The organism is Caballeronia sp. GAFFF1, assembly GCF_023630705.1.
In the GTDB taxonomy this organism is placed as follows: Bacteria; Pseudomonadota; Gammaproteobacteria; order Burkholderiales; family Burkholderiaceae; genus Caballeronia.
Window position 1 is genome coordinate 227,931 of record NZ_JALQEM010000040.1, and the last position, 26,655, is coordinate 254,585.

22 protein-coding genes and 1 pseudogene are annotated in these 26,655 nt (G+C 63.4%); 17 read left to right on the forward strand and 6 right to left on the reverse strand.

The features are described 5' to 3' along the window. Positions 1 to 23: 23 nt before the first annotated feature. Positions 24 to 521 (reverse strand): response regulator, encoded by a 498-nt coding sequence (locus NCR37_RS25245; protein ID WP_250475538.1) that lies wholly within the window; start codon positions 519 to 521, stop codon positions 24 to 26. Between the two features lie 713 nt (positions 522 to 1,234). Here NCR37_RS25245 and NCR37_RS25250 point away from each other — a divergent pair. Next, entirely contained in the window at positions 1,235 to 1,669 is a 435-nt protein-coding gene (locus tag NCR37_RS25250) for a pyridoxamine 5'-phosphate oxidase family protein (RefSeq protein WP_284507019.1), read from the forward strand. A gap of 118 nt (positions 1,670 to 1,787) precedes the next feature. Here NCR37_RS25250 and NCR37_RS25255 read toward each other — a convergent pair whose 3' ends face one another. Beyond that, positions 1,788 to 4,010, reverse strand: coding sequence for a GAF domain-containing protein (locus tag NCR37_RS25255; protein ID WP_250475540.1), 2,223 nt, complete (start codon positions 4,008 to 4,010; stop codon positions 1,788 to 1,790). 458 nt (positions 4,011 to 4,468) lie between these two features. Here NCR37_RS25255 and NCR37_RS25260 point away from each other — a divergent pair, with 458 nt between their 5' ends. From NCR37_RS25260 to NCR37_RS25270, 3 genes are read left to right on the forward strand one after another with little or no spacing between them, the layout of a single operon-like run. Beyond that, positions 4,469 to 5,521 (forward strand): porin, encoded by a 1,053-nt coding sequence (locus NCR37_RS25260; RefSeq protein ID WP_502800590.1) that lies wholly within the window; start codon positions 4,469 to 4,471, stop codon positions 5,519 to 5,521. 9 nt (positions 5,522 to 5,530) lie between these two features. After that, positions 5,531 to 5,968, forward strand: coding sequence for a phosphate ABC transporter substrate-binding protein (locus tag NCR37_RS25265; RefSeq protein WP_250475542.1), 438 nt, complete (start codon positions 5,531 to 5,533; stop codon positions 5,966 to 5,968). 10 nt (positions 5,969 to 5,978) lie between these two features. Continuing rightward, the gene (locus NCR37_RS25270) at positions 5,979 to 9,239 is read left to right on the forward strand and encodes a bifunctional diguanylate cyclase/phosphodiesterase (RefSeq protein WP_250475543.1); all 3,261 of its coding nucleotides are present in this window, start codon (positions 5,979 to 5,981) and stop codon (positions 9,237 to 9,239) included. Between the two features lie 65 nt (positions 9,240 to 9,304). Here NCR37_RS25270 and NCR37_RS25275 read toward each other — a convergent pair whose 3' ends face one another. Then, on the reverse strand, positions 9,305 to 10,846 hold the full coding sequence (locus NCR37_RS25275) for a SulP family inorganic anion transporter (protein WP_250475544.1): 1,542 nt from the start codon (positions 10,844 to 10,846) through the stop codon (positions 9,305 to 9,307). A gap of 52 nt (positions 10,847 to 10,898) precedes the next feature. Next, complete coding sequence (locus NCR37_RS25280; protein WP_250475545.1) at positions 10,899 to 11,558, reverse strand: carbonic anhydrase; 660 nt, start codon at positions 11,556 to 11,558, stop codon at positions 10,899 to 10,901. 291 nt (positions 11,559 to 11,849) lie between these two features. On the opposite strand from NCR37_RS25280, the gene NCR37_RS25285 reads away from it, so the two are divergent. Continuing rightward, complete coding sequence (locus NCR37_RS25285; protein ID WP_350029094.1) at positions 11,850 to 13,367, forward strand: methyl-accepting chemotaxis protein; 1,518 nt, start codon at positions 11,850 to 11,852, stop codon at positions 13,365 to 13,367. A gap of 17 nt (positions 13,368 to 13,384) precedes the next feature. On the opposite strand, the gene NCR37_RS25290 is transcribed toward NCR37_RS25285, so the two are convergent. Next, complete coding sequence (locus NCR37_RS25290; protein WP_250475547.1) at positions 13,385 to 13,726, reverse strand: beta-galactosidase; 342 nt, start codon at positions 13,724 to 13,726, stop codon at positions 13,385 to 13,387. Between the two features lie 56 nt (positions 13,727 to 13,782). Here NCR37_RS25290 and NCR37_RS25295 point away from each other — a divergent pair. The 11 genes and pseudogenes from NCR37_RS25295 to NCR37_RS25345 form a co-directional block, all read left to right on the forward strand. Continuing rightward, positions 13,783 to 14,199, forward strand: a pseudogene (locus NCR37_RS25295) (carbohydrate ABC transporter substrate-binding protein); the annotation flags it as partial. A gap of 191 nt (positions 14,200 to 14,390) precedes the next feature. After that, the gene (locus tag NCR37_RS25300; RefSeq protein WP_250475548.1) at positions 14,391 to 14,555 is read left to right on the forward strand and encodes a hypothetical protein; all 165 of its coding nucleotides are present in this window, start codon (positions 14,391 to 14,393) and stop codon (positions 14,553 to 14,555) included. A gap of 552 nt (positions 14,556 to 15,107) precedes the next feature. Continuing rightward, positions 15,108 to 16,205: a BMP family ABC transporter substrate-binding protein gene (locus tag NCR37_RS25305; RefSeq protein ID WP_250475549.1), complete on the forward strand. Its 1,098-nt coding sequence runs from the start codon at positions 15,108 to 15,110 to the stop codon at positions 16,203 to 16,205. 19 nt (positions 16,206 to 16,224) lie between these two features. Continuing rightward, positions 16,225 to 17,340, forward strand: coding sequence for an ABC transporter permease (locus NCR37_RS25310; RefSeq protein WP_250475550.1), 1,116 nt, complete (start codon positions 16,225 to 16,227; stop codon positions 17,338 to 17,340). Continuing rightward, positions 17,333 to 18,259 carry an ABC transporter permease gene (locus NCR37_RS25315; protein ID WP_250475551.1) on the forward strand — a complete coding sequence of 309 codons (927 nt, stop codon included), beginning with the start codon at positions 17,333 to 17,335 and terminating at the stop codon, positions 18,257 to 18,259. The genes NCR37_RS25310 and NCR37_RS25315 overlap by 8 nt, the downstream gene beginning before the upstream one ends. A 32-nt stretch (positions 18,260 to 18,291) precedes the next feature. Continuing rightward, positions 18,292 to 18,987: a biuret amidohydrolase gene (gene biuH / locus NCR37_RS25320; protein WP_250475552.1), complete on the forward strand. Its 696-nt coding sequence runs from the start codon at positions 18,292 to 18,294 to the stop codon at positions 18,985 to 18,987. After that, positions 18,987 to 20,579 (forward strand): ABC transporter ATP-binding protein, encoded by a 1,593-nt coding sequence (locus NCR37_RS25325; protein ID WP_250475553.1) that lies wholly within the window; start codon positions 18,987 to 18,989, stop codon positions 20,577 to 20,579. The genes biuH and NCR37_RS25325 overlap by 1 nt, the downstream gene beginning before the upstream one ends. 18 nt (positions 20,580 to 20,597) lie before the next feature. Further along, complete coding sequence (locus NCR37_RS25330) at positions 20,598 to 21,596, forward strand: formamidase (RefSeq protein ID WP_250475554.1); 999 nt, start codon at positions 20,598 to 20,600, stop codon at positions 21,594 to 21,596. 4 nt (positions 21,597 to 21,600) lie between these two features. Next, on the forward strand, positions 21,601 to 22,260 hold the full coding sequence (locus NCR37_RS25335; protein WP_250475555.1) for a cysteine hydrolase family protein: 660 nt from the start codon (positions 21,601 to 21,603) through the stop codon (positions 22,258 to 22,260). 9 nt (positions 22,261 to 22,269) lie between these two features. Next, positions 22,270 to 22,668 (forward strand): oxalurate catabolism protein HpxZ, encoded by a 399-nt coding sequence (gene hpxZ / locus NCR37_RS25340; protein WP_250475575.1) that lies wholly within the window; start codon positions 22,270 to 22,272, stop codon positions 22,666 to 22,668. 54 nt (positions 22,669 to 22,722) lie between these two features. Then, entirely contained in the window at positions 22,723 to 23,433 is a 711-nt protein-coding gene (locus NCR37_RS25345; RefSeq protein WP_250475556.1) for a GntR family transcriptional regulator, read from the forward strand. A gap of 429 nt (positions 23,434 to 23,862) precedes the next feature. On the opposite strand, the gene NCR37_RS25350 is transcribed toward NCR37_RS25345, so the two are convergent. Then, on the reverse strand, positions 23,863 to 24,624 hold the full coding sequence (locus NCR37_RS25350; protein ID WP_250475557.1) for a hypothetical protein: 762 nt from the start codon (positions 24,622 to 24,624) through the stop codon (positions 23,863 to 23,865). A 238-nt stretch (positions 24,625 to 24,862) separates the two neighbouring features. Here NCR37_RS25350 and NCR37_RS25355 point away from each other — a divergent pair, with 238 nt between their 5' ends. Then, the gene (locus NCR37_RS25355) at positions 24,863 to 26,641 is read left to right on the forward strand and encodes an ATP-binding response regulator (protein WP_250475558.1); all 1,779 of its coding nucleotides are present in this window, start codon (positions 24,863 to 24,865) and stop codon (positions 26,639 to 26,641) included. Positions 26,642 to 26,655: the final 14 nt, after the last annotated feature.

Sequence of the window (26,655 nt, forward strand, 5' to 3'; positions counted from 1 at the left end):
CGTTCGACAGGCGGCGGTGGCCGTCAGTCATCGCAGCGGTGAAAATGACTGTCCAGCAAATCCGTCACGCGCCATACCGAACACGGCCGCCGCACGTGGCCATCGAAACCGGCTTCTTTCAAGGTCGAGATCGAATCCAGCGGATAGATGTTGCTCATCGCGAGAATGAGCAGCCTGCCGGCATGATCGTCCCTGCGCACACTCCGGACAAACGCATATTGAGCATCCGCATCCAGCCGGGTATCCAGAATGAGCGCATGAGGGCGCCAGCTCTCCATGTAGCGCCGTAGCTCGGTGATTTTGCTGGCGTGAACGACTTGATACTTCTTCAGTGCCAGCAGCAACGTGAGCGATGCACCGATCGCTTCATCCTGGTGACCAATGAGTATCCGCCGATCCTCGGTCGCCCCTTCGGCTTGCGCACCCGTCCTCCAGAACGCACACTCCTGCTCATCGTCCAACGGTACGCGGCGCGTCATAAGTCCCCCGGCCTGCTTCGCCCGGTCCTGATGCTTGCGCAATCCGCGCACCACGACCGCGCTGTCAGCGTCACGCGCATTAGCTTTAGAGCCGGGTAGAGGTTCAGCATGCGGCCGGTCCGCGCACTGCAAAAAGCACTCCAATCGGAGACTGCCGAGTCGGTGATGTAGACAGTCGTTTGCCATGCGATCGTCGCGTTTGACTGTGGCTGACAGAGTCGTTTCCCGGGGAGTTTCGTGCGGCTTCTCTGCGGTGGCTTGCCATGCCAAGATCGAGTGACTGCTCGGTGAGCATGTGAGATTGCGCGATAGGTGGGCTCGCGAACGGCCATCATCTCCGCGAAGTCGGGACGGTCCCGCTGCGTACGACACGTTCTGTCGCGCACCGCTGGCGCTACATCATGTGTCTTCGTCGTGGATAAGTCCGCCGCCCATTAGACGACGAGAGGCGCAGTGAAAAAGCCAAAGCCGACACTCCAGCGAGTCACGCATTCATCGATCACGGTCGAGAGCAGCGTTCGGCGTCGCTTACTGGCATAGGAAAGCAGTGTGAAAGACTTGCAGCTTTTGCAAACGCGAAAGCCCGCGTGAATCTGCGGGTCTTTTTTCTACTCCAGCTACTCAGGAGCAGGGCGCGTCCGGAAGTTTGAGCGCGCTCCTTCAACCGTGCGCTTCGAAGCGCGGACAGCCGATGACCGGCATGAACGTTGCGGTACAAGTCGCATCCAAAAACCAGACCACGTATGAGGAAACGGATGAGCGAACTTACGTTGAATGACCTTGCAACGAGGATGGCCAAGATCGATTTCGCGATGCTGTCGACACGTTCGCTGAACGGCAAGATTGCCGCGAGGCCGATGAGCAACAACCGGGACGTGCAATTCGACGGAGACAGCTACTACTTCACACTCGAAAAGACGCACATGGTGCAGGAGATCGAGGCCGATCCTGTCGTTGCACTGACCTTCACCGGCAGTTCGCAGCCGGACGGTGCCCCGCCGTTCTTCGTGGCCGTGGAGGGCCGCGCTGAACTTATCCGCGAGAAGCCGGCAATGAAAAGCCACTGGAACGAAGATATCGAGAAGTGGTTCGTAGAGGGCTTTCAGACGCCCGGTATCGTTCTCATCAAGGTAAGCGCCGAGCGCATCCACTATTGGGCGGGCGAAGACGAGGGCGAACTCACTCTCTGATGTGAGCGAATGGCTGCCTCCCGTAACGCATGAAGCCGGACCGAAGTCCGGACCACCGTTGCGCGTGGCGACTTGCGCCCGATGGGACGGTCAACGGAGTGCAATCCGTTCTCCAGTATTACCGCATCGAATCCTGATCGAGCCGGATAAACACCCGCGCACGAGCCTCTTCGAAACGGCCGTCTAATGCAGCGTCATGTCCCTTGATGATCGCATTGGCGATATACAGACCCAGTCCCAGCCCTCCTCGATTATTAGCTTCATCGATCGACCCGCTCTTGAAAGGATCGAGGAGCTTTTCGAACGAGACGCTGGGACGCTCGCGCAGGCAATTGCTGACCTCGACGACCTGAGTGGTCCCGTGCACCGACGTGGTCACTTCGATCGGCTGTGAGATGTCCCCGTGCTGGCGGGCATTGCTGATAAGGTTGGTGAGTGCCTGGCTGAATCTGTCCGGATCGATGAAGGCGTCGCCGCCAATGTCGGCCAGCCGGGTCGATATCGTCACGCCCGGATGCGCCAACTGGTTCTGCTCCACGGTGCTCTCGATCACGTCGCGCAGGGAGACGAACTGTCGTTTGAGTCCCAGCCCAAGACCGGAGCGAATGCGGCTCACATCCAGAATGTAGTTGATGAGGGATTGCATCCGTTGGGTCGAGCCTTCTACACGACGGGCCGTATCGACCGATGACGCCAGGCCACGGCCCATCAGCAACATCGCCATGTTGATTGCTTGCAGGGGATTGCGTAAATCGTGGCCGAGCGTGGCAAGCAAGGTGGTCTTGGCGCGTTCGGCTTCTCGCATGCGCTGTAGCGCGACGTCCTGAAGAATCGCCCGCAATTCGCGCGCAGCACGCAGATTCGATTCATTCCAGGGGCGGCAGGAGCCTGTGACCACCTGCTTCCATACTTCGAAGGAACCGCGAGGCGTGAGCCTCGGTCCGTTCGGACCCTGCGCCACGACCTTCTCGGCCGGGCCGGCCCAGTTGATGGTCTCGACGAGTTCGTGGCGCACCCACACGATGGCAACCGGCACGTCGCCTCCGACGTGGATGACGAGGCATCCGGCGGCCGCGCCGCCTTCTGTGCGAATGGGTTCGAGGTCGTTCAGATCGCGCGTCCAGGAGGCGGTCGCGAGCATGTCCTGCCGGGCGTCGACAACGCGTGCCACGAGCGACACGATCGACTCGCGATGCGCCACCTCTATTCCTTTGAGCGGTACCACCTCCTGATCGACGACGGCGAAGGCATCGTCACAATCCACGAGCGCGACAATCGCGGGCGCAGCCGCGGTGAGACCGGCGATGAGATCGTCGGCTCGCGTCAGATCGAAAGCGACGCGCTGCCCCAACTCCTGCGTCTGGTGGTCGTGCGAAAGGCGCAAGCGCGCTTGCGTCTGCGAGACGAGGATCGACACGACCTGCGTCAGCACCGTGCACGAGAGCCGTACTGCGTGCGAAGCCCTATACGGTCGCATATGGTGACACGCGAACAATCCCCAGAGCTTGCCGTCGACAATGATCGAGACGCTCATGGACGCGCATACGCCCATGTTGCGGAGATACTCGATATGGATCGTCGACACGCTCCTGAGCACGGAATGGCTCAGGTCGAAAGGCGCGTTCGTGTCCGGATTGACGCCGGGAACGATACGGACGGGCTTGGCTGCAACGGAAGCGATTTGCCGGATCGGATTGAGCGTATACAGACGACGAGCTTGTGCTGGAATGTCGCTCGCGGGATAACGTTGATGCAAGTAAGGCGTCAGGTCCTCGCGCTTGGCTTCTGCAATCACTTCTCCGCTTCCGTCATCCATGAAGCGGTAGCCCATGACGCGGTCGAAGCCGGTCATGGCACGAATAGCCTGCGCAGTCTCTTGCAGCAGGTCTGCCACATCGTCGTACTGCTTGCTCTGCAGGCGCTGGATCGCCCTTTGGCAATACAGCGCGAACTGCGAGGCGCTCGGGGTATCCGGGGGCACCCGCTCGAACTCGACCACCAGCACGCCGGCAGAGCAATGAATGACGAGGTCGAAGCAATCGCCGCGCGGAGACTGCCATTGCGAACTCTCGGCTACAAGAGGCGGGTGCTGGAGTGCGTTGCGAATGGCTTCACGCGCGCCATCGTCCAGATGCGTTGCGGTCAAAGAGCATCCCACAGCGGGAAGCGGACCCAAAACTGACGGCGCGTTTTCGCTCAAAGCGACGAGCTTGCCGTCTCTACCGAAGCACAGAAGGGCGCCGTGCGGCTGGATATGGCCTAGGGCGTGGATAGGTTCTTGATCGCAGTTCGCAACGTTCTCTGGAAGCGTCGCGTTTTCCAGCGGAAGGGATGTTGTCATTGGACATTGAAAGAGGCGAACGAATGGCCATTCGTTCGTCACCGCTCAGCAGATCGCTTGTCGAAAAGGTCGCCTTCGCAACTTTTGTTCCGCATCGGAAGAGCTGTTGGGCGCGCTCAGCGTTCGAAGGCGTGCCGGTGAGAATCAGCGGCGGTATCAAGCGCCTTCGCAACCTACTGCACTCATCCGTCGCATTTTTGTCGATGTGGAATTACGCCGCCAACCACAGAATTTGCTCGCGAAACCGTTTGCGCTTGATAAACAACACCCGGCTACTCTCAGACGAGGTGTTATTCGCCTTTCAAAAAGACACTTGGTGCAACTGCTTCAGGGTGAGTACAGTCGTGCCGTTATGAGAGGTTAGAAAACATTTCTCTCTCATGATTCAGTGCTCGCCAATGATTTTTAGCGACCAGCGGCTTGTTCGCACCACACGCATAGCCGTCCTCGGCTGCAGCATGCTGGCCTCGTTGCCCGCTTGCGCCGACGACTCACGCAGCATGTTCACGCTGAGCGGCTTCGGCACGCTCGGCATGGCGCATTCGACGCTCGGCACGGCCGATTACATCGACAGCTCGCTTCAGCCGAACGGCGCGGGCGCCACGCGGAAGTACGATTTCCAAAGCGATTCGAAGCTGGGCGTGCAACTGTCCGCGCATTTCACCGACAAGCTGTCCGCTGTCATTCAGGTGCTCGCGCAGCACGAGTACGACAACTCGTTCAAGCCGCGTCTGGAATGGGCCAACGTCAAGTATGCGTTCACGCCGGACTTCAGCGTGCGCGTGGGGCGCATCGAGCTGCCGACTTTCCTTAATTCGGAGTATCGCAACGTCGGCTATGCATTTCCCTGGGTGCGCCTGCCGGTCGAGATGTACAACACGCAGCCGCTCACCAACAGCGACGGCGCGGACGTTTCATACCGTTTCGGCACCCGCGGCGTGTCGAATACCGTGCGCGTGGCGTACGGCTACACGGTCTTGCATGTGAACCCCGGAGCATCTCGCACGGAGGGAAAGGGCATTCTGAGTCTCGACGACACCGTGGAATTCGGCAACTTCACCGGACACGCGGGTTACCAGCACGCGACCGTCAAGTTGCCGGTGCTGCCCGACGAGCCGGTCAACGTCTACACGGTCGCCGCAAGCTACGACCCCGGCCGATGGTTCGTGCAGGCAGAACTTGCCCGCGTGACGACCGCGCAGGTCACTCCCGGCTACGTCAGCGGGTATGTGACGGGCGGCGTGCGCTATGCGAAAGCGACGTTTTACGCGACCTACGCCGAGGAGCACAGCCTCGATCATCCGGTCGCGATTCCGAATTACAACAACGGTCAGCGCGACGTCTCCGTCGGCGTGCGTTGGGACTTCGTCAAGAACGTGGACCTGAAGGTGCAGTTCGACCATGTCTGGCTGCCCTCGAACTCGACGGGCACCTACATCAACCAGCAGCCGGGCTACACACTGGGAAGCGGAAGCAACGTGTTCTCGGCCGCGCTCGACTTCGTGTTCTGAGGAGCCGACATGTCGCTCTTCGCACACGTCAAGTCAACCGCGATGGCCGTCGTGCTCGGTCTGTCCGCGTCTGCCGCAATGGCCGATGTGGTCGTCGTCGTATCGGCAAAAAACGCGGTGACGTCGCTCACCGAAAACCAGGTCGCCGATATCTTCCTCGGGCGCACCGGCTACTTTCCGTCGGGCGAGGAAGCCGTCCCGCTCGACCAGCCGGAAGATTCGGTGCTGCGCGCGGACTTCTATCGCGACTGCACGGGCAAGTCGGCATCGCAACTGCGCGCTTACTGGTCGAAGCTGATTTTCACCGGCCGCGCGCAGCCGCCGCGCGAACTCGCCGATGCCGCCGCGATCAAGCGCTATCTCCAGTCCCGACCGCAAGCCATCGCCTACATCGACAAGAAAGATGTCGATGCGAGCGTGAAGGTCGTGCTGGCTCCGCGTCCCTGAGCCGCCGTTCATGATCGATCTCGACAAGACCCGCGTGGTTGCATCGCTCGTCGAAGGCGTCGGCGGACGGGCTTCGTTCGCTCCGTCGCCCGGTCCCACGGGTGGCGGCGAACGCCAGTCGCGCCGTGCGCTCGAAGCGCACGTGCTGATCCCGGTCTTCGCAGGCTTCCTGCTCGCGATCATCTGGACGATCGTGCTGCAATTCGTTCACACGCAACATCAGGCCGCCGAAGTGGCGGCAGCCGAGCTGAGCCGCGAACTCGCCGATACGTATGAGGCGCAGCTCGTGCGCAACCTCGCGACCATCGACCAGACGCTTCGCACCGTGCAGTTCGCGTACGGCGCGAACGGCGCGAGCAGTCTCGCGCGGCTGGAAGACCAGGGGCTGCTGCCGTCGTCGATCGTCTTTCGCATCGCCATCGCCGATGCCAACGGGCGGCTCGTCGCGACGAATCGGCCAGGCATGGCGAGCGATGCATCGGATGAGCCGTGGTTCGCCGCCCAGCGCGATCGCCCGTACGACGCCCGCGCGCCGTTCATGAGCCGCGTGGCGCAGTCGGGCAAGGACGGCGCGCCCGAAGTAACGTTCAGCCGGCGTCTGCGCGACGCGAGCGGCCGCTTCGGCGGCGCGGTCATGCTGTCGTTCGATCCGTCGTATCTGACGAGCAACTACGATGCGGCGCGCATGGGCAAACGCGGACTGCTCGCCGTGCTCGGCCCGGACGGTGTCGCGCGCGCGGAGCAGATCGGCGAATCGTTGTCGTGGGGCACGTCCTATGCCGGCGACGCGCTCGCCACGGTGCGCGACGCGTCGCAGCGGGCCATCGCGCGTCCGTGGGACCGCGGCGCACGCCGCTATGCGAGCGTGCGAGAGTTGCCCGGCTATGCGCTCACCGCCGTGGTCGGTCTCGATCAGGACGAGCAACTCGCCGAATTCGGCCGACGCCGGCGCGCAGACTTCCTTTGGACGGGCGCGCTGAGTCTCGCGGTCATCGCGATCGCCGCCGCACTGAGCCGGTCGAGCTGGCAACTGGCGTTGAGCCGGCGGCGCGAGCGGCAAGCCCAGCAGACGTACTTCGCTGCCTCCGAGGCGAGCATCGACGCGTTTCTGGTGTTCAGCGCGGTGCGCGGTCACGGCGGCGTCATCGACGATTTCGTCTTGCAGGCGACCAACCGGCGCGGCGTGGAAATTCTGGGCGTGCCGCGCGAGAAGCTGATCGGCAGCGCGCTCGATGAAGCCTTCGCCGGCGCGCGCGCCGATGGCGTGCTGGACGAGTTCGTTGCGGTGGCGACCACGCTGGAAGTGCGCGAGCACGAGTGGCAGCAGCGCCGCGCCGACGGGCAGACCCTGTGGCTGTATCGGCAGGTCGTGCCGGTCGACGGCGGCGTGGTAGCCATCGTGCGCGATGTCAGTGCTCGCAAGTCGTCGGAGGCGCGGCGCGTCGAACAGAGCCGTATCCTGGAGATGATCGCGAAGAGCGTGCCGCTCGACGAAGTGCTGGATCGCATCGTGCGCGGGCTGGAATCGCAGATTCCGGGCGCGCGCTGCGCGGTGTTGCTGCGCGAAGGCGGCGGCCATCTGCTGCGCGTCGGGGCGGCGCCGAGTTTGCCCGAGACGTTCCACGAGGCCGTGGCGCAAACGCGCATCAACGCCGACGCGCGTCTGAGCGGCAAGGCGACCTACACGCGTCAGCCGGTGTGCGTGGTGGACGTCGCGCGTGATGCTGCCGTGGCGAGCGAACTGGCGATCGCCGGTCTCGCGGACGTGCGTTCGAGCTGGGCGTTCCCGGTGTTGTCGGCGGACGGCGCGGCCGTCGGCGAGGTGACGGTCTACACGCACGGCATGCTTCGCCCGAGCGAAGCCGAATCGCAGGCCATCGCGCTCGCCACGCGTATCGCGGGCATCGCCATTCAGCGAAGCCTCGCCGAGGAGCGCATCCGCCACATGGCGAACCACGACTCGCTCACCGGGCTGCCGAACCGCACGCTGCTGTCGGATCGACTGAAGCAGGCGCTATTGCAGGCGCAGCGCTACGGGCGCGGCGTGACGACGATCTTCATCGATCTCGACAACTTCAAGCTCATCAACGACAGCCTCGGACATCGCGCAGGCGACGAACTGCTGCAGACGGTCGCCGAGCGCATGTCCCAGACGGTGCGCAGCACGGACACCGTGGTGCGGCTCGGAGGCGACGAGTTCGTGATCGTCCTGCTCGAGGACGACCAGAGCGGGTCGGGCGTCGTCGAAACAGTGGAGCGGCTGCGCGAGGCGATTCTTCAGCCCGCGAAGCTGCAAGGGCAGAACTATCAGGTGAGTTGCAGCCTCGGCTATGCGAGTTACCCGAACGACGGTCGGGACGCCGACACGCTGCTGATGAACGCCGATGCCGCCATGTATCACGCGAAGGAACAGGGGCGCAACAACTGCCAGGCGTACACCGCCGACATGAACCAGAAGGTTCACGAGCGCCTGCGATATCAGGAACAGTTGCGTCACGCGCTCAGCAATGGCGAGTTCCGTCTCGTCTATCAGCCGCAGGTCGATCTGGACTTGCGCGTGATCAACGGCATCGAGACGTTGCTGCGCTGGGATCATCCGACCGATGGCGTCGTCTCGCCCTCGACGTTCATTCCGATTGCGGAAGAAACGGGACTGATCCTGCCGATCGGCGACTGGGTGCTGCGCGAGGCCTGCCGGCAAAACAAGGCGTGGCAGGACGAAGGGCTGCCGCCCGTGACCGTGGCCGTCAACGTGTCGGCGCGACAGTTCCTGCAAAAGGGACTCGCGCAGCAGGTGCAACATGCGCTCGACGAAAGCGGCCTCGCGCCTGAATATCTGGAACTGGAGATCACCGAGAGCGTCATCATGCAGGACCTCGACGGCGCGATAGGGACGATGTGCGATCTCCAGGCGATGGGCGTGAAGCTTTCCATCGACGACTTCGGCACGGGCTATTCGAGCCTGTCGGCGTTGAAGCACTTTCCGATTGCACGCCTGAAGATCGACCAGTCATTCGTGCGCGAACTGCCGGGCAGGGCCGACGACCGGGCAATCGTAATGGCGGTGATCTCCCTCGGACGTCAGCTCGATCTCAAGGTCATTGCCGAAGGCGTCGAAAGCGATCAGCAGCTCGCGTTCCTTCGCGAGAGCGCCTGCACGGAAATACAGGGCTACCGATACAGTCGCCCGCTGACGCCCGATGCGATGAAAGCGCTATTGCAGCAGCCGTTCTCGTGGCCGGAATTGCAGCCGGAAACAAGCGAGCTATAAACCGTTGGCATCGATAGCGGCGTGGCTTCCCGCGCTTTCGACCGGCGAGCGCCGGTCGTCGATGCTTACTCCGGCCTGAGCCGCATGCGCAATCGCGGCGGTTCCGCGCGCGGCATCTGCCTGCATTCCACATGCATGCCTTTGGCGGGCGCATCGGCAATGAACTTGTCGATGATCTCGCGCACGTCGCCATCGACATGATCGGCGCGCGTGGCATCGATGATGACGGTCGCGCCATTCGGGATCGTGCGCAGATGATGCTTGAGCGTCACCTTGCTCAGGAACGACACGTCCTTGCGAAAGGACAGAAGATAGTGGTCGTCGTGCTGCGCCATGGTGATGGGCCGCCTGAGATTCGCGCGCAACGCCAGCAGCAGGCTGCAGGCTATGCCGAGCAGGATGCCCATCAGCAAGTCGGTCAGTAACACGCCTGCAATCGTGGCGATGAACGGCAGGAAGCGCTCCATGCCTTGTCGGGCTATGGCGGCAAACAACGAAGGCTTCGCCAGTTTGAGACCCGTGAAGATCAGAATCGCTGCGAGACATGCGAGCGGAATCAGGTTGATGACGCTGGTGAGCGCAAACACGCTCACCAGCAGCAGCGCGCCATGAATGAACGATGCCCAACGGCTTTGCGCGCCCGCATGCACGTTGGCCGAACTGCGCACGATGACCGATGTGATCGGCAACGCGCCTATCGCGCCCGCCATCATGTTGCCGATGCCCTGCGCCTTCAACTCGCGGTCGGGATGCGCGGCGCGCTTCTTCGGATCGAGTTGTTCGACGGCTTCGAGGCTGAGCAAGGTCTCCAGACTCGCGACGATGGCAAGCGTCACTGCAAGACGCCATACATTCGGATTGACGAGCTCCGCGAAGTTGGGAAGTTCGAGCGCAGCAGCAAACGCGCCGAACGATTCGAGCGCGGGCAACGCAACGCGATGCTGCGCAGGCGGCGCAATGCCGGGCGCGAACATATCGAGTAGCAACGTCATGCCAATGCCCAGTGCCACGACTGCGAGCGGCGCGGGGACCGCGCGCACGATCGCAAAGCGGCGCCACGCGCGCGTTTCCCAGGCCGCGAGCATGGCAAGCGACACGATGGCGACAAGGCTCGCGGCAATCGAAACGGGACCGAACGGCGTATTCAGCATGCCGGCACCGCTTGCTGCCGGCGCGCCTTCATTGGCGAAACCCGCAGCCAGCGGGATCTGCTTGATGACGAGCAAGAGGCCGATGGCCGCCAGCATGCCCTTGATGACCGACGACGGCACATAGGCCGCGAAGCGCCCCGCCTTCAGCAGGCCGAAGCCGAACTGGATCGCGCCGGATAGCACTACCGCAAGCAGAAATGCAGAGAAGCTGCCGAGGCCCGCGATTCCATCTACGACGATGACGATGAGCCCCGCCGCGGGTCCGCTCACGCTGAGTTGTGAACCGCTCAGCAACGCAACGACGAGCCCGCCGATGATCCCCGACAGGAGCCCCGCGAACGGCTCGACGCCCGACGCATTGGCGATGCCTAGACATAGCGGCATCGCGACAAGAAAAACGACTGTGCCCGCGAACAGGTCGCGCGGAAAGTCGGCTAAACGATTGGCTGGTTTCATGTTCTCGAATGACTTTTAGGGCGAAGTTGTGGCCTGCGGCGTCACCGCACGCTCAGCGGGCGGCAAGTTCTGCTGTCTTGAGCGCTTCGGAAGCCACGCGTTCTACGGGTCGCGCTGCATCATCGTCATAAGCGGATGCAAGCTCCTTGATAAGGCCGTCGTGCAGGCCGAAGATCCAGCCATGCACGAGCGGCGGCGTCTCGCGCGTACGAACGACAGGCTCGGCACGCAGCAGGCGCACTTGTTCGAGGACATTGAGTTCCGCGAGCCGGTTCGTGCGCGCATCCAGATCGGAGAGGTGTTGCAGTTCGTGCCGATGCGCTTGGGCGAGCGCGCATAACGGGGCGATGCGTCGATTCACATGCGGCAGATCGCGCGAAAGCGGCAGCAAGGACGCGCGCACGCCGCCGCAGCCGTAATGCCCGCAGACGATGATGTGATCGACCTTCAGCACTTTCACCGCGTATTCGATGACGCTCATGGTGTTGTCATCGGAAGGACTGAACACATTGGCGATGTTGCGATGAACGAACAGATCGCCGGGATTGCACTGCGTGACGGTCTCGGCGGGCACGCGGCTGTCCGCGCAGCCGATCCACAGGACCTTCGGGCTTTGCCCTTGCGCGAGTTGAGGGAAGAACTGCGGATCGGTTTCGGCCGTTTCCCGGGCCCAGGCAATGTTGGCTACCAACATCCGTTTCGGTCGATTCATACGGTTTCTCCGGAGTGAAGGGCATACGATATTACGAAAACCTTTCAGGAGAGAAGTTTAGAAAGGTAAGCAAATAATTCGAGGCTTGCGGCACCTTCGGTTCCGGGGTCTGCCGCGTTCATCGGCTTTGCGCGAGCTGGCCAATGACTTGCCGCCGCAGCTTTGCGATAAGCGCGAATGTACATTTGCGCCGCCCACCCCTAGAGAGCACTCAAGGAATCGGTAATGTTGCCGTAAACAAGGGTTTTCCCTAAGCAACGAATAATGAAAAATATTCCGTTCCGCGTCCGCATGTGGATTCCCCTCGCGATCAGCCTCGTGTGCCTCACCGCGCTTTCGATCTTCGATGCGTTCGAAATGCGCGCGATCCGATTCGAGGAACGCCGCTCCACGCTCGGCGCGGTCACGGACGCTGCCCTCAATACGATCAAAGACTATGCGGCGAAAGTGCAGACCGGCCAGCTTACGGACGCCGAAGCACGCAAACAGGCGGCCGAGCGCGTGCGCGTGATGCGTTACGGCGGCGATGGCTATTTCGCCATCATCGATCCCAATGTCACGCTGGTGATGCACTCCACGAAGCCGGAGATGGAAGGCAAGAGTGCCAAAGATGTTCACGACAAAGACGGCATTCACATGTGGTCCGATGCGGTAGCGCTTGCGCAGCGCGACGGCCAGGGCTTTCTGCGGTATAGCTGGCCGAAGCCGGGCGCGAGCGAGAGTGTGCCCAAGCTCAGCCGTGTTGCCTCCTATGCGCCGTGGCAATGGACGATTCTGACGGGCGTCTACCTCGATGATCTTCAGGCCGACTTCATGCGGTCGGTCTATCGCGCGCTTCTGGTATTCGCTGGCATGGCTGCGCTGCTTGCGCTGACGACAGTTTTGTTGAACCGCTCCCTGCGACGCACGCTTGGCGGCGAGCCCGAATATGCGGTTCGAATCGCAGACGGGATTGCGAGCAACGACCTATCGACGTCGGTCGTGACCGAAGCGGGCGATCGCACGAGCCTTCTCTATTCGATCAGCCGTATGCAGGAGCAACTCAAGCAGACCGTCACGGCCATCAAGACGTCCGCGGATTCAATCGCTACTGCGTCCAAGGAAATTGCGGCCGGCAACCTCGATCTTTCGGTGCGTACAGAAGAACAGGCGGCATCACTCCAGCAGACTGCAGCGAGCATGGAAGAATTGACGTCGACGGTGACGAATAATGCGACTAATGCGCACGAAGGGAACCGTCTGGCGTCCGCAGCGGCAGACGTCGCGCACCGCGGAGCGAGCGTGGTCTCCGATGTCGTGGCGACGATGGAAGCGATCAACGGCGACTCCAGGCAGATCGCGGAGATCGCCGGAATCATCGAGGGCATAGCGTTTCAGACCAACATCCTGGCACTGAATGCTGCCGTCGAAGCCGCACGCGCGGGCGAGCACGGCCGGGGCTTTGCCGTGGTTGCCTCGGAAGTGCGCTCCCTCGCGCAACGGTCGTCAGCGGCATCGAAAGAAGTGCGGGAACTGATCGACAGGTCCGTTGAACGAGTCCGCGCTGGAACGACGCACGTCGAGGACGCCGGCGAGACCATGACGGAGATGACGGAAGCCATCAAGCGAGTCACTGTGCTGATGAGCCAGATTGCCGCAGCATCTGAAGAACAGAGCAAAGGCATCGGACAGGTCAACCAGGCGGTATCGCAGATGGACCAGGTGACGCAACAGAACGCTGCGCTCGTTGAAGAGGCCGCGGCTGCGACGAATGCGCTCGAAGCTCAAGCCGGCGAGTTGCGCGCGTCAACGGCGGTTTTTGTCGTCTGACGCATGACTGCCGCTCGCTATCGCACCGCGACTTCATATTCCGGCACGACGGTCACTGCGGTGAGCTCGGCGATCTGCCCTTCGACGCATGGCCGCGGATCGAATTGCGAGTCGAGATAGATCGGGGCGTCGGCGCGAAGCGGGAGTATCGTCAGCACGAGCGGCGCATGCGGATCAATCAACGTGGCGATATGCTGGCGGCCCTGACCGATTCCCGTGAGGTTGTACTCGTTCTCTATCTGCACGCCGATGACCGGCCCGCCGTCCTTCCACAGCAGTCCGTTCAGCTGACGCGCAATTTCGCCATAGAAGCGGCGCACGTGGTCCAGATACAGCGAATCGTCGCTACGCGTCGGCATCTGATCGACAATCCAGTCCGGCAGTCCGCCATAACGGACCTCCGCATGAACCCAGGGTAAAGCCGAACATGGGCTACTTCCAGTTCCCGATCATCGACTCGAATGTTCCGACGGCGGAAGACGGGCCGGTCGAATCGCTGCATATTCCGTCGAAGGCGAAGAACAAGAGCGACGCGCATGCGTTCCTCTCTTTCGTCGAAACGCCGGAGATGGGCGCCAAACTGGCCAAGGGACTCGGCTCGCTCTCCGCGAACAGCAAGTCGCCGGAACCGGAAGATCCGATATCGAAGATCGGATTCCAGATTCTCTCGAACACCAAGGGCGGCATTGCGCAGTTCTATGACCGCGACATGACCAAGGAAATGGCCGACGAAGGCATGAAGGGCATGCAGCAGTTCGTGGCCGACCCGTCGAAGCTCGACGCCATTCTTGCCCAACTCGCACAGACACGGCAGCGTATCTATAAGAAGTGAACGGATAGGTCAGGGCGCGGGCTGAAGGGTCGGCTCAGGCCCCTCGCTCGCGCGGCCGCGTCGGTCGAACGATCGACATCCGCTGACGACGCGGACCCTGATCGCAAGGCGCGTCGCGTCGAACGGTCCTCTTCGTGAGATCGTTCGCGACGCGTCGCCGAAGGAAAGCTCAGTCCGATCAGGAAACCGCCGTGAAACTGCGGCGCGTCGTCAGTCTCATCGTGCCGAATTGGTCGGACGATGTGGTCGTCGCCGTTCAGGCCGAACTCGGACCGCACAAGTGCGCAGACGATCTCGTAAGCACCATCGACCGCCTGGAGAATGAACTGCGGGCTCATTTTTCGTCAGCGCGCTGATTTTCTTTGAGCCTGATCTGCGGGAGCACGGGCGAGATCCGCTTTAGCGTTCGCAGCCGGGGACGTTGCCCGGCGCTTCCTTCCCCCGTGCAAATGATTGCAGTCGGCGCGACGGCCGCCACGTGCGGCGAATAGTCGGCATCGCCAAAAAATGCAACTTCCCGACAGTGCACCCGCAGGGGGATCGCACGCACCATCGCTGGCCGCAGCGTGACCCCGAATGGGTCGGCTGGCGTCGGCGCCCATCGGCTTCATCGAATCAAGTCTCTGAATCGAAAGCGAAAAACTTCCTTGGCATGGACAGTGCATTGCGAGTTCCAACTTGTATTCAAGATTGAACTCATGGAAGCACCTGTGGCTGCTATGCCCATCACGGTCCGTTCGCTCGTCGAAGGCGCGGCTTGCTGCGTAATGCGCCGCGCGCGGCGATACCCGCGCCGCTCGGCATCGGCACGATCACAACGCGACATCACTTCATTCGGCGGCTGGCGCGCGCACCGGCACCGCGTCGCATCCCCATTCTGACGATTCATTCACACAGGAAGCCACACCATGACCAATCGCCGCCAGTTCATCAAAGGCGCGGGCGCGCTCGCGCTCGGCAGCGCCTTGCCGTTCGATCTCGCATTCGGCGCGAGCAACCTCACCGTCGGCGTGATCTACGTCGGCGCGAAGGGCGATTACGGCTACAACCAGGCGCAGGCGCAGGCCACGGCGGTCATTCGCAAGATGCCGGGCGTGAAAGTGGTCGAGGAAGAGAACGTTCCCGAGACCGTCGCCGTGCAAAAGACGATGGAAGCGATGATCGAGCAGGACGGCGCGACGCTGATCTTCGCGACCTCGTTCGGCTATTTCGATCCGCACGTGCTCAAAATGGCCGCGAAGTATCCAAAGGTCCGGTTTGCGCATTGCGGCGGCCTGTGGAAGCAGGGCGAGCCGTCGAATATCGCGAGTTACTTCGGCTATATCGATGAGTGCCAGTACCTCAACGGCGTCGTGGCCGGTCACGCGAGCAAGAGCAAGAAGCTCGGCTTCGTCGCCGCCAAGCCGATTCCGCAAGTGCTGCGCAACATCAACGCGTTCACGCTCGGCGCGCAATCGGTCGATCCGTCGATCACGACGCATGTCATCTTCACCGGCGACTGGTCGATGCCGGTCAAGGAAGCCGAAGCCGCCAACAGTCTTATCGATCAGGGATGCGACGTGCTCACCTGCCACGTCGATGGCCCGAAGGTGGTCATCGAAACGGCGGAGAAGCGCGGCGCGATGAGCTGCGGTTATCACGCGAGCCAGGCCGCGCTTGCCCCGAAGGGTTATCTGACCGGAGCGGAATGGGACTGGCAGACGCCGTTCAGGGAAATCGTCACCGATGCGCAGACGGGCAAGCCGCAACCGAACATTCTGCGCGGCGGCCTCAAGCAAGGCTTCGTGAAGATGTCGCCCTATGGCCCGAAGGTCACGCCGGACGCCAGGACCAACGCCGATGCGATCAAGTCGAAGATGGCGGCGGGCGAATACGTCATCTTCAAAGGCCCGTTGAAGGACAACAAGGGCGGCAGCGCCATCGCGTCCGGCACCGCTTACGCGCAGACGGATATCAAGCTGGAGAGCATGAACTATCTCGTCTCGGGCGTCGTCGGGCAGATCTGATCGGGTTCGCGGAGCTGAGATGCCATCTTCTTCCTTGTTATCGCGCGCAGCCGTCGGCGCATTGCCCGCGTTGCCGACGCTGTTCGCGCTCGCCGGCACGCTGGCGCTGTTCTCGTTGTTCCTGCTCGTGCAGGGCCAACCCGCCTACGATGCGCTTCTGCTCATCGGGCAGGGCGCGTTCGGCTCGTCATTCGCATGGCAGAGCACGTTATTGCGCGCCGCTCCGTTGATGCTCACGGCCCTGTGCGTCGCGCTGCCCGCGCAGGTCGGGCTGATCGTGATCGGGGGCGAAGGCGCGCTTGCGCTCGGCGGACTCGCGTCGGCCGTCGTGGCGGCGCACGTGCCCGCCGCGATGCCGTGGTTCGCCGCCGCCCCGCTGATGGCGCTCGCCGGCATGCTCGCGGGCGGCGCGTGGATCGGCGCGGTCGGCGCGATGCGGCAGTTGCGCGGCGTCAACGAGACCATCAGCAGCCTGTTGATGTCCTATATCGCGATTGCCTTGTTCAAGCATCTCGTCGAAGGTCCGTTGCGCGATCCCGCGAGTCTCAACAAACCGTCGACGCCACCGGTCCCCGACGCGCTCGCCATCGGTTCGCTGCCCGGCCTCGACGTGCACTGGGGCCTGCTGTGGGGCGCGCTCGCATGCATCGCGGCATGGGTCTTCGTGCGTCACAGCACCAAGGGCTTCGCGATGCGCGTCGCGGGCGGCAACAACCATGCGGCGAAGCTCGTCGGCCTGCCGGTGAACGGGCTCGCCATCGCCGCATGCGCGATGGGCGGCGCAGCGGCGGGGCTCGCCGGCATGTTCGAAGTCGCGGCGGTGCAGGGCAGCGCGAACGCCTCGCTGCTCGCCGGCTATGGCTATGCAGGCATCCTCGTCGCGTTCGCCGCGCGCCAGAATCCGCTCGCCATCGTGTTGTGCGCGGTCCTCGTCGGCGGCATCGAGGCGAGTGGGTCGCTCTTGCAGCGCCGTCTGGGCTTGCCCGACGCCACCACGCTCGTCCTGCAGGGTCTCCTGTTCGCGAACCTGCTCGCGTGGGAGGCGATGGGCGGCCGCCTCGCGGCATGGCGCATCCGCTTGCAGGCGATGTCGGCCGCGCGTTCTGCCGCAGGACTGGAGGGCACGCATGTTTGATGCACATTCACCCGTCGCCGTGCTCTTGCTGTCGCTCTTCGCGGGCGCTATCCGCGTCAGCACGCCGTATCTGTTCGTGAGCATCGGCGAATGCCTGACGGAGAAGGGCGGCCGCGTCAACCTCGGGCTCGAAGGCATTCTCGTTTCCGGCGCGATGACCGGTTACGCCGCCGCGTACCTCTCCGGTTCGCCCTGGCTCGGCGTGCTCGCCGCCGGGTGCGCCGGGCTGCTGCTCGGCTGCCTGCACGGTCTCGTGTGCTCGCTGCCGCGCGTGTCGGATATTGCCTTCGGCATTGCGCTGATGCTCGCCGGCACCGGCCTCGCGTTCTATCTCGGCAAGCCGTTCATCGAGCCGCAGGCGCCGATGCTGCCGTCGATCGACCTCGGCGCATGGGCGTCGTCGCCGCAGTTGCACAACGCGCTGCATGTGAATCCGCTGTTCATCGCCGGGGTGCTGCTCGCGTTCGCATTGCAGTGGGGCTTGCGTCACACGCGCTGGGGTCTGGCGCTGCGTCTCGTCGGCGAAAACGCGGAAAGCGCCCGCGCGATGGGTTATCCGATCACGCGCGTGCGCATTCTCGCGACGACCGCCGGCGGCTTTTTCGCGGGTGTCGGCGGCGCGTATCTGTCGCTGGTGTATCCCGGCAGCTGGAACGAAGGGCTGTCGAGCGGACAAGGCCTGATGGCCGTCGCGCTCGTCATCTTCGCTCGCTGGCAGCCGTTGCGGTGCCTGTGGGCCGCGTTGATCTTCGGAGCCGCGGGCGCGCTGGGTCCGGCGCTTCAGGCCATCGGCGTCACGAGCGGCTATTACCTCTTCAACGCCGCGCCCTATGTGCTGACGCTCGCGATCATGCTCGTCAACTGCCGGCCGGACCGCACGCTCGCCGGCGCGCCCGGCGAACTCAGCCTCACTCGTTGATTCACTCGTTGATCCAATCTCGGAGCGAACCCATGACCCGCTTCATCGAAGCACGGCCCTATCCGTGGCCTTACGACGGCAAACTGCTCCCGGAGAACACCGCGCTCGTCATCATCGACATGCAGACGGATTTCTGCGGCGTCGGCGGTTATGTCGACAAGATGGGTTACGACCTCTCGATGACGCGCGCGCCCATCGAGCCGATCAGGAACGTCCTCACGCTGATGCGCGAGCAGGGCTTCACGATCATTCATACGCGCGAAGGGCATCGGCCGGATCTCTCCGACCTGCCCGCCAACAAGCGATGGAGAAGCCGCCGCGCGGGAACGCAGGGCGTGGGCATCGGCGATGAAGGACCGTGCGGCAGGATTCTCGTGCGCGGCGAACCGGGCTGGGAAATCATCGACGAACTGAAGCCGGCAGATGGCGAGATCGTCATCGACAAGCCGGGCAAAGGCTCGTTTTGCGCCACCGACCTGGAGATGGTGCTGCGCACGCGCGGCATCGTCAATCTGGTGCTGACGGGCATCACGACGGACGTCTGCGTCCACACGACGATGCGCGAAGCGAACGACCGCGGCTTCGAGTGCACGATTCTCGCGGACTGCTGCGGCGCGACCGACCGGGGCAACCACGACGCCGCGCTCAACATGGTGCTGATGCAGGGCGGGGTGTTCGGCACGGTGTCCGATTCGAAGGCGCTGCTCGCCGCGCTGGGGAGCCCGTGATGAATGCTTCGATCAAGGCGATGGGCGTCGAAGTGCTCGGCGCGACCAAACGCTTCGGCGCCTTTACCGCGCTCGACGGCGTGACGCTCAGGGTGCGCGCGGGCACCGTCCATGCGCTGCTCGGCGAGAACGGCGCGGGCAAGAGCACGCTCGTGAAAGGGCTCGTCGGCTATGGCGTGCTCGACGACGGCGAGATCATCGCGGATGCGCGGCAGGTCAGGATCGCGTCGCCGCGCGATGCGCAGGCGCTCGGCATCGGCATGGTCTATCAGCACTTCACGCTGGCGGCGGGCTTGTCGGTGGAAGAGAATCTGCTGCTCGCGCGAGGACGTCTGCCGTGGAAGATCGACTGGGCGAAGGAACGCGCCGCGCTTCAAGCGTTCATGCGGTCGATGCCCTTCCGTCTGCCGCTCGACGCCCCTGTCGCCGGTCTCGCCGCAGGCGAAAAGCAGAAGCTCGAAATCCTGAAGCAGCTGTATTTGCAGCAGCGTTTCCTGATTCTGGACGAACCGACTTCCGTGCTGACGCCGCAGGAAGCCGACGAAGTCCTCGGCCTGATGCGCGATCTCGCCGCGCGCGGCGAACTGACGGTGCTGATGATCACGCACAAATTCCGGGAAGTGATGGCCTACGCCGATGACGTCACCGTGCTGCGCAAAGGAAGGCTCGTCGGCACGAGCGCGGTGGCGGACACGAGCCGCGACCGGCTCGCGGCATGGATGATGGGCGGCGAAGCGCCATCGGACGATCCGGAACTGGCGCAGACGCGCCCTGCACGCAGGCCTTGTGCGTCGGATGCGCCGGTGCGCCTCGCGTTGCGAAACCTGAGCGTGATCGACGATCGCGGGCATGCGGCCGTGCGCGAAGTCTCGCTCGCGGTGAAGTCGGGCGAGATCCTCGGCATCGCGGGCGTATCGGGCAACGGACAAAAGGAATTGATCGAGGCGCTCGTCGGCCAGCGGCGCGTCGAGGCGGGCGAGATGCGCATGCACGGCGAGCCGTATCGCGCGACGCGGGAGGAAATGACGCGGCTGCGCGTGTTCGCGCTGCCCGAGGAACCGTTGCGCAACGCATGCGTCGGGAACATGAGCGTTGCCGACAACCTCGCGTTGCGGGACTTCGATCGTCCGCCGATGAAGCGCCACCGCTGGCGGCTCGATCGCCGCGCGATGCGCGAGCGGGCCGAACGGCTCATCGCCGAATTCAACGTCAGGCCGCCGGTGCCTGCTCGCGCCATCGGCACGCTGTCGGGCGGAAACGTGCAACGCGCGGTGCTCGCGCGCGAACTCGGACAAGCGGTCGATGTGCTGATCGTCGCGAATCCGGTGTTCGGGCTCGACTTCGCGTCGGTGGCGGACATTCACGCGCGCATCCTCGCCGCACGCGATAGCGGCGCGGCGGTGCTGCTCGTCAGCGAAGACCTCGATGAACTGCTGGAACTGGCAGACCGCATCGCGGTGATCGCGGAAGGCCGGCTCGTCCATGAAACGGCTGCGAGCGGCGCGGATCGCGTCGCGTTGGGAAGACACATGGCGGGCCACGTCGAAAGCGCCACGCGCGATACGTCCGAGCCGGTCACCGTCCACGCATAAAGAAAGGAGCAGGAAAGAATGAGTTCGAGCGGTCTCGGTGGGTTGAACAAGTCGCCGCAAGGCATCGTCGTGGGACTCGTGCAGTTGCAGAATCCGGATGTGGCGACGCCGGAGCAGCTCGCCGCGCAGACGCGGCGCATCGTGGACATGGTGGGCAAGGCGCGGCGCAACAATCCGGCGATGGATCTCGTCGTGTTTCCCGAATACATGCTGCACGGCCTGTCGATGAGTACCGACGACGCCATCATGTGCTCGCTCGACGGCCCTGAGGTGGCGGCATTCAAGGCGGCCTGCGTCGAGCATCGCATCTGGGGATGCTTCTCCATCATGGAGCGCAATCCGGGCGGCAATCCGTATAACAGCGGCATCATCATCGACGATCGGGGCGAGATTGCGCTGTACTACCGCAAGATGCATCCCTGGGTGCCGGTCGAGCCGTGGGAGCCGGGCAATGTCGGCGTGCCGGTGTGCATCGGGCCGAAGGGCGCGAAGCTCTCGCTCATCATCTGTCACGACGGCATGTTTCCGGAGATGGCGCGCGAAGCCGCCTACAAGGGCGCGGAGATCATCCTGCGCACGGCCGGTTATACCGCGCCGATCCGGCATGCATGGAAGATCACCAATCAGTCGAACGCGTTCCAGAATCTCGCGCAGACCGCGAGCGTGTGTCTCTGCGGCAGCGACGGCACGTTCGACTCGATGGGCGAGGGCATGTTCTGCGACTTTGACGGCGCGGTGATGGTGGAAGGCAGCCATCGTCCCGACGAAATCATCACCTGCGAAATGCGGCCCGATCTCGTGCGAGAAGCGCGCATTCACTGGGGCGTCGAGAACAACATCTACCAGTTGGGGCATCGCGGCTATGTGGCCGTGAAGGGCGGCGCGCAGGATTGCCCGTACACCTTCATGCAGGACATGGTGCGCGGAGAATATCGCTTGCCGTGGGAAGAGGATGTCGTCGTCAAAGACGGTACGTCGTGCGGGTTCCCGGCGCCGGAACGCCGCTACGAAGGGTGACGCCATGCCGACCATTACGCACGCGCGGCCGTCGCCGTTCACCTTCGAGGCATCGCATACAGCGTTGATCGTCATCGACATGCAGCGCGATTTCATCGAACCCGGCGGCTTTGGCGAGAGCCTCGGCAACGATGTGTCGCTGCTCGTGTCGATCGTGCCGACGGTAGCGCGGCTCATCGATCACGCGCGCAAGGAGCGCTGGCTCGTCGTGCATACGCGCGAGTCGCATGCGCCGGATCTTTCGGACTGTCCCGCAGCGAAGCGGCTGCGCGGCGCACCGCAGGCGCGCATCGGCGATATGGGGCCGATGGGCCGCATCCTCGTGCGGGGCGAGCCGGGCAACGAGATCGTCGATGAGCTCGCGCCCGTCGCGGGCGAGCTCGTGATCGACAAGCCGGGCAAAGGCGCTTTCCATGCGACGCGTCTCGGCGAAGAGTTGGCTCAACGCGGCATCACGCATCTGGTCTTCGCGGGCGTAACCACCGAGGTGTGCGTGCAGACGAGCATGCGGGAAGCGAACGACCGCGGCTACGAATGCGTGCTGATCGAAGATGCGACGGCGAGCTACATCCCCGCATTCAAGACCGCGGCCATCGAGATGATTCGCTCGCAGGGCGGTATCGTCGGATGGACGGCGACGCTTGCCGACCTACTGGAAGCCTGACTCATGACGATGGAAGTGAACCGTCCGGATATCGTGGCTGAAGTGGAGCGCGCGTTCGTTGCGTATGAACGGGCGCTCGTCGATAACGATGTCGCCACCATGAACGCGCTTTTCTGGCACGCGCCGCAAACCGTGCGCTACGGCATCGCCGAAGTGCAACATGGCGGCGATGCCATTCGCCGGTGGCGCGAGAGCTGTGCGCCGGTGCCTCGTTCGCGGCGGCTGCATCGCACGGTCGTGACGACATTCGGCGCGGATCATGCCACGGTGAGCACCGAGTTCACCAGCGACGCGACGCCCTTGCTCGGCCGCCAGATGCAGACATGGGCGCGGCTTTCCGACAAGATGAACGCATTCGCGGGATGGATGATCGTCGCCGCGCACGTGAGCCTGATTGAAAGACCCTGAGGAAGCCGCTCGACGAGCCCTTGCAGGAGACACCGAATCGACTCGCCCAAACTCATGGAGCGTGCTGCCGTGCGCGCCATTCAGGCAGCGAATCCGCTGGCCGAACAGGTGTACCAGCAGCTGAAGCAGGACATCTTCAGCTTTAGTCTGTTTCCCGGCGACCGCTTCTGCGAGACGGACATCGCTCAATACTACGGCGTGTCCCGCACGCCGATGCGCGATGCGCTGTTTCGCCTGTTGCGCGAAGGCTATCTTGAGGTAGGTTTCAGGCGTGGTTGGAAGGTCTCCGAGATCGACTTCGCGCAGCTCGACCAGCTCTATGACTTGCGGATCGTGCTCGAGACCGCTTCGCTCGACAAGCTCGGGTCGACTGCGCCGCCACATCCGCACATCAGTGCCCTCAAGGCCGTCTGGTGCGTGCCGCCGGAGGCGCGCGAAACGGACCCCGTCGCGATGTTCAGCATGGACGAGGACTTTCATCGCGGACTCGTTCGCGCGAGCGGCAACGGCGAGATGCTGCGTGTGCACGACGAGGTGACGGAGCGCATCCGCATCGTGCGGCGGCTGGATTTTCTGAAGCCGCATCGGACCAGCGCAACGTATGAGGAACACGCGAAGATGCTCCGCTGCATCGATCGTGGCAAATGCGGCGAAGCGGCCATGCTGCTGCGTTCGCATATCACGCAGAGCAAGCTGGAGGTACGGAAAATTACCGTATCGATGCTGGCGGAAGCGCGTGAGCGCAAGCTGCCGTTCGTGGGGTGAGGGGCTAGGGAGACAGGGACGCGGTCTGCTTCAGCGGACATGCGTTTACTCGGCGAAATCAGCGCAGCCTCGTCTTTCACCTCGCGGGCCATCATTCAATGAAGGCGCTCATACTGAAGATCTCTCGCGCGCGGAGCCGAAGGACAGCGCGACGCGACGCTCGATGCCATGATCCGCTCAATGTCCAGGTGCATTAAAAGAGGGCGGTAGAACGCCACATTCGCGGCGCCCCCGGCCCAACCGTTCGTGTCGTTTATATAAAGTAGGCCATAAGTTCCCGAAGAAAGCCTGAGTTCGCATTCGGCTTCGGTGGCCGGTTGACCGCTTTGACTTCCGCAGGCGTAGATAAAGCCATAACTGCCGCCGTTAACCATTTGCGTACTTCGCGTGAAAGCCCTCGCATGATCCGCCTTGCAAGCGCCCGCCTCGTCACGCCGAAGATTGACACGACTCCGCCGCAAGCAGGCTCAGCACGAGCAGGATGGCGTTCTGATTGTCCGCGCTGATTGCAATGCCCAACACGTTGCATATCCATCGTCCGATCTTGGTCTGCGCAAAGTCTTCGCTGTGCGCGGACTTCTTGAGCGTGACGCCGAGCTTCACGGCACGATAGTGGTACGAAGGAATGTGATGCCGCGATGCGATGCCGAACAGGCCGCCCTTGCCGCCGGAACACCAGCCGAGCGTGCCCGCGAGCACGAGTTGCTCGTACTTGTCCAGTCCGCCGATGAACTGGCGCGCAAGATGCCGCACGCGCGCTTCGTCGAGCCCGTGCTGCATCAGTACGGACTGAACGGGATCGTCGACCGCGTGCGCGTGCTCGTCCACTTGCTCGCCGATGCCTTCCGCTTCCATCGACACATCGCGCTGATTGCTCGCGCTGCGCAGGCAGTCGATCAGAAAGCGCCTGAAATAGGCGCACACCGCATAGCCGCTCGACGGCGCGCTCTGGTCGCTCGCGTGCGATTCGGTATGGCCGGGTTCGAGGCGCAGGACTTTCGAATAGATGAATTGGGCAATGAGTTCTTCCTTGTCCTCGCGCAGCGCTTGCAGCTCGGGCGGGTAATAAGAGCGCAACGCGCTCTTCACGAGGTTGTAGATCGACACCATCTCGTCGTGCGAGAGATGCGTGCGCCGCCGCCACAGGTCGGTGAGCATCGAGCTCGCGCCGCTCTCCTGGACGGCGTTCATGGTCAGAGTCTCCATCTCATCAATCCCCCACTATCGGTGGCAACGTAATGAGTATGGTTTTCTCCGGCAAAGCGACCAATATGTATTAAGTAATAGCCGTCGTCTAAACCCTCGGGTAAACCGGTTCAGCCAGCGGACCAGCCGGATCATGCGTGTGGCCACGCCATCGCAAGGTTCGGTTTCGCCCGCCCGCTTTTCGATGTCACCCGAGACGGCAACATGAGAAGGGGATGACAGAATGCATGGCGATCAGCAACAACGCGAGATCGACAACGATCTCGCCAGGGCGCTCTATGCTGCCGACCCGGTCTCCTTCCTCACGCACGGTTGCGCGATGGCGCTGCTCGGCGCGGTCTATCTCGCTCGGCCTGACGCCGGGCGGCTTCCCGTGCTCTGCATCGGTTTCTACGGGATGGCGAACTGTCTCGCGATCGGTCTGTGGGCGTTGCGGCGACACCGTCCGTTGTTGTGTGATGCGCGCCGATGGATAAACCTGCACGCGCTGAGGAACGTCGCGCTGCACGTCGCGCCGGGCTTGTCCATATGGTTCGCATTCCATGGCGAATCAGTCGAGCTTGCCGCCGCTCACACCGTGCTGCTCGTCGCGCTCGCGGCGCTTGCTTTCGTGGCGTGCGGCCTCAGTCAGCTCAATTTCTGGAGCGCCGTGCCGATGCTGCTGGTGCCCGCCGCCGCGCTTCATGTCGCGCAGCCGTCTTCCGGCAGGCCCGAACTGGCGGCCGTTCTGGTTGTCTTCTTGATTGCGTTGCATCTGTTCGCGGCGCAGTACCGCGCCTTCTTCCGCGGCATGGTCGAGGCGCGCGTCGATCAGCAGCGCCTCGCGGAGACGATCGCCCGCCAGAAGGGCGTGATCGAGGAAGCGAGCCTCGCCAAGACGCGCTTCTTCGCGGCGGCGAGCCATGATCTGCGCCAACCGCTTCACGCGATCGGACTGCTTGCTCAAGCGCTCGCCGATGGTAACGCGAGCGAAGCCGAGCGCGATGAAACGGCGCAGCACATCATTTGCAATGTCGAAGCGCTGAATCAACTCTTCAATCAGGTACTGGATCTCGCGCGCATCGAAAGCGGCGTGACGCAGATGATTCCCCAGCACTTCCGCATGGCCGAACTGCTCGCGCGCATCGAGCGGCAGTTCCGCCCGGCCGCCGCCGCGAAGGGCCTGTCGTTGCGCATCGCGCCGACCACGAGCATCGCGTTCACGGATCCCGTGCTGCTCGAACGCGTGATCGCCAATCTCGTGTCGAACGCGGTGCGCTACACGGAGCGCGGGTCCGTCTGGATCGGCGTGCGCAACGGCGCGAGCCGGGAACGTTGCTTCGTCGAGGTGCGCGATTCGGGCATCGGCATCGCGCCGCACGAGCACGAGCTCGTATTCGAGGACTTCTATCAGGTGCCGCAGCCGCATCACGTGTTGCGTCAGGGTCACGGCCTCGGCCTCGCAACCGTGCGAAGGCTCACGTGTCTCCTGGGCGAGGAGTTGACATTGCGGTCCGACCTCGGCCGCGGAACGACGGTCCGGGTGCCCGTCAGGACCGGCGATGCCAGTCTCGTGAACGTGAGCCTGGCTGCGCCGCTCGCGACCAGCGCGTTCGTCGAGGGTCGCCGCGTGCTGTGCGTCGACGACGACCCCGCCAATCTCGACGCGCTCGGCACCTTGCTCACGCGCTGGGGCTGCGTCGTGCGTGGCTGCCGCGACGAACTCGCCGCGGTGCGCGCGATCTCCGACGGTTTCGTGCCGGAACTGCTCCTGTGCGATTACCAGATCGGCCGCTTGCAAACCGGCGTCGGCGTGCTGCAGGCGGTGCGCGAGGCACTGCGCCGGCGCGGACACGAGGAGCCCGCGTGCGTGGTCATCACCGGCGACATGGCGTCTCCCCAACTCGTGGCGCTGGCGGCCGGCGGCTTGCCGGTGCTGCACAAGCCCGTCACGCCGACGCGCCTGCGCCGCACGCTCGAGGCGATGCTGCAGCCGCGCGGCCGCGAGAACGAGGCGGCATGAAGCGCGTGCCTGAG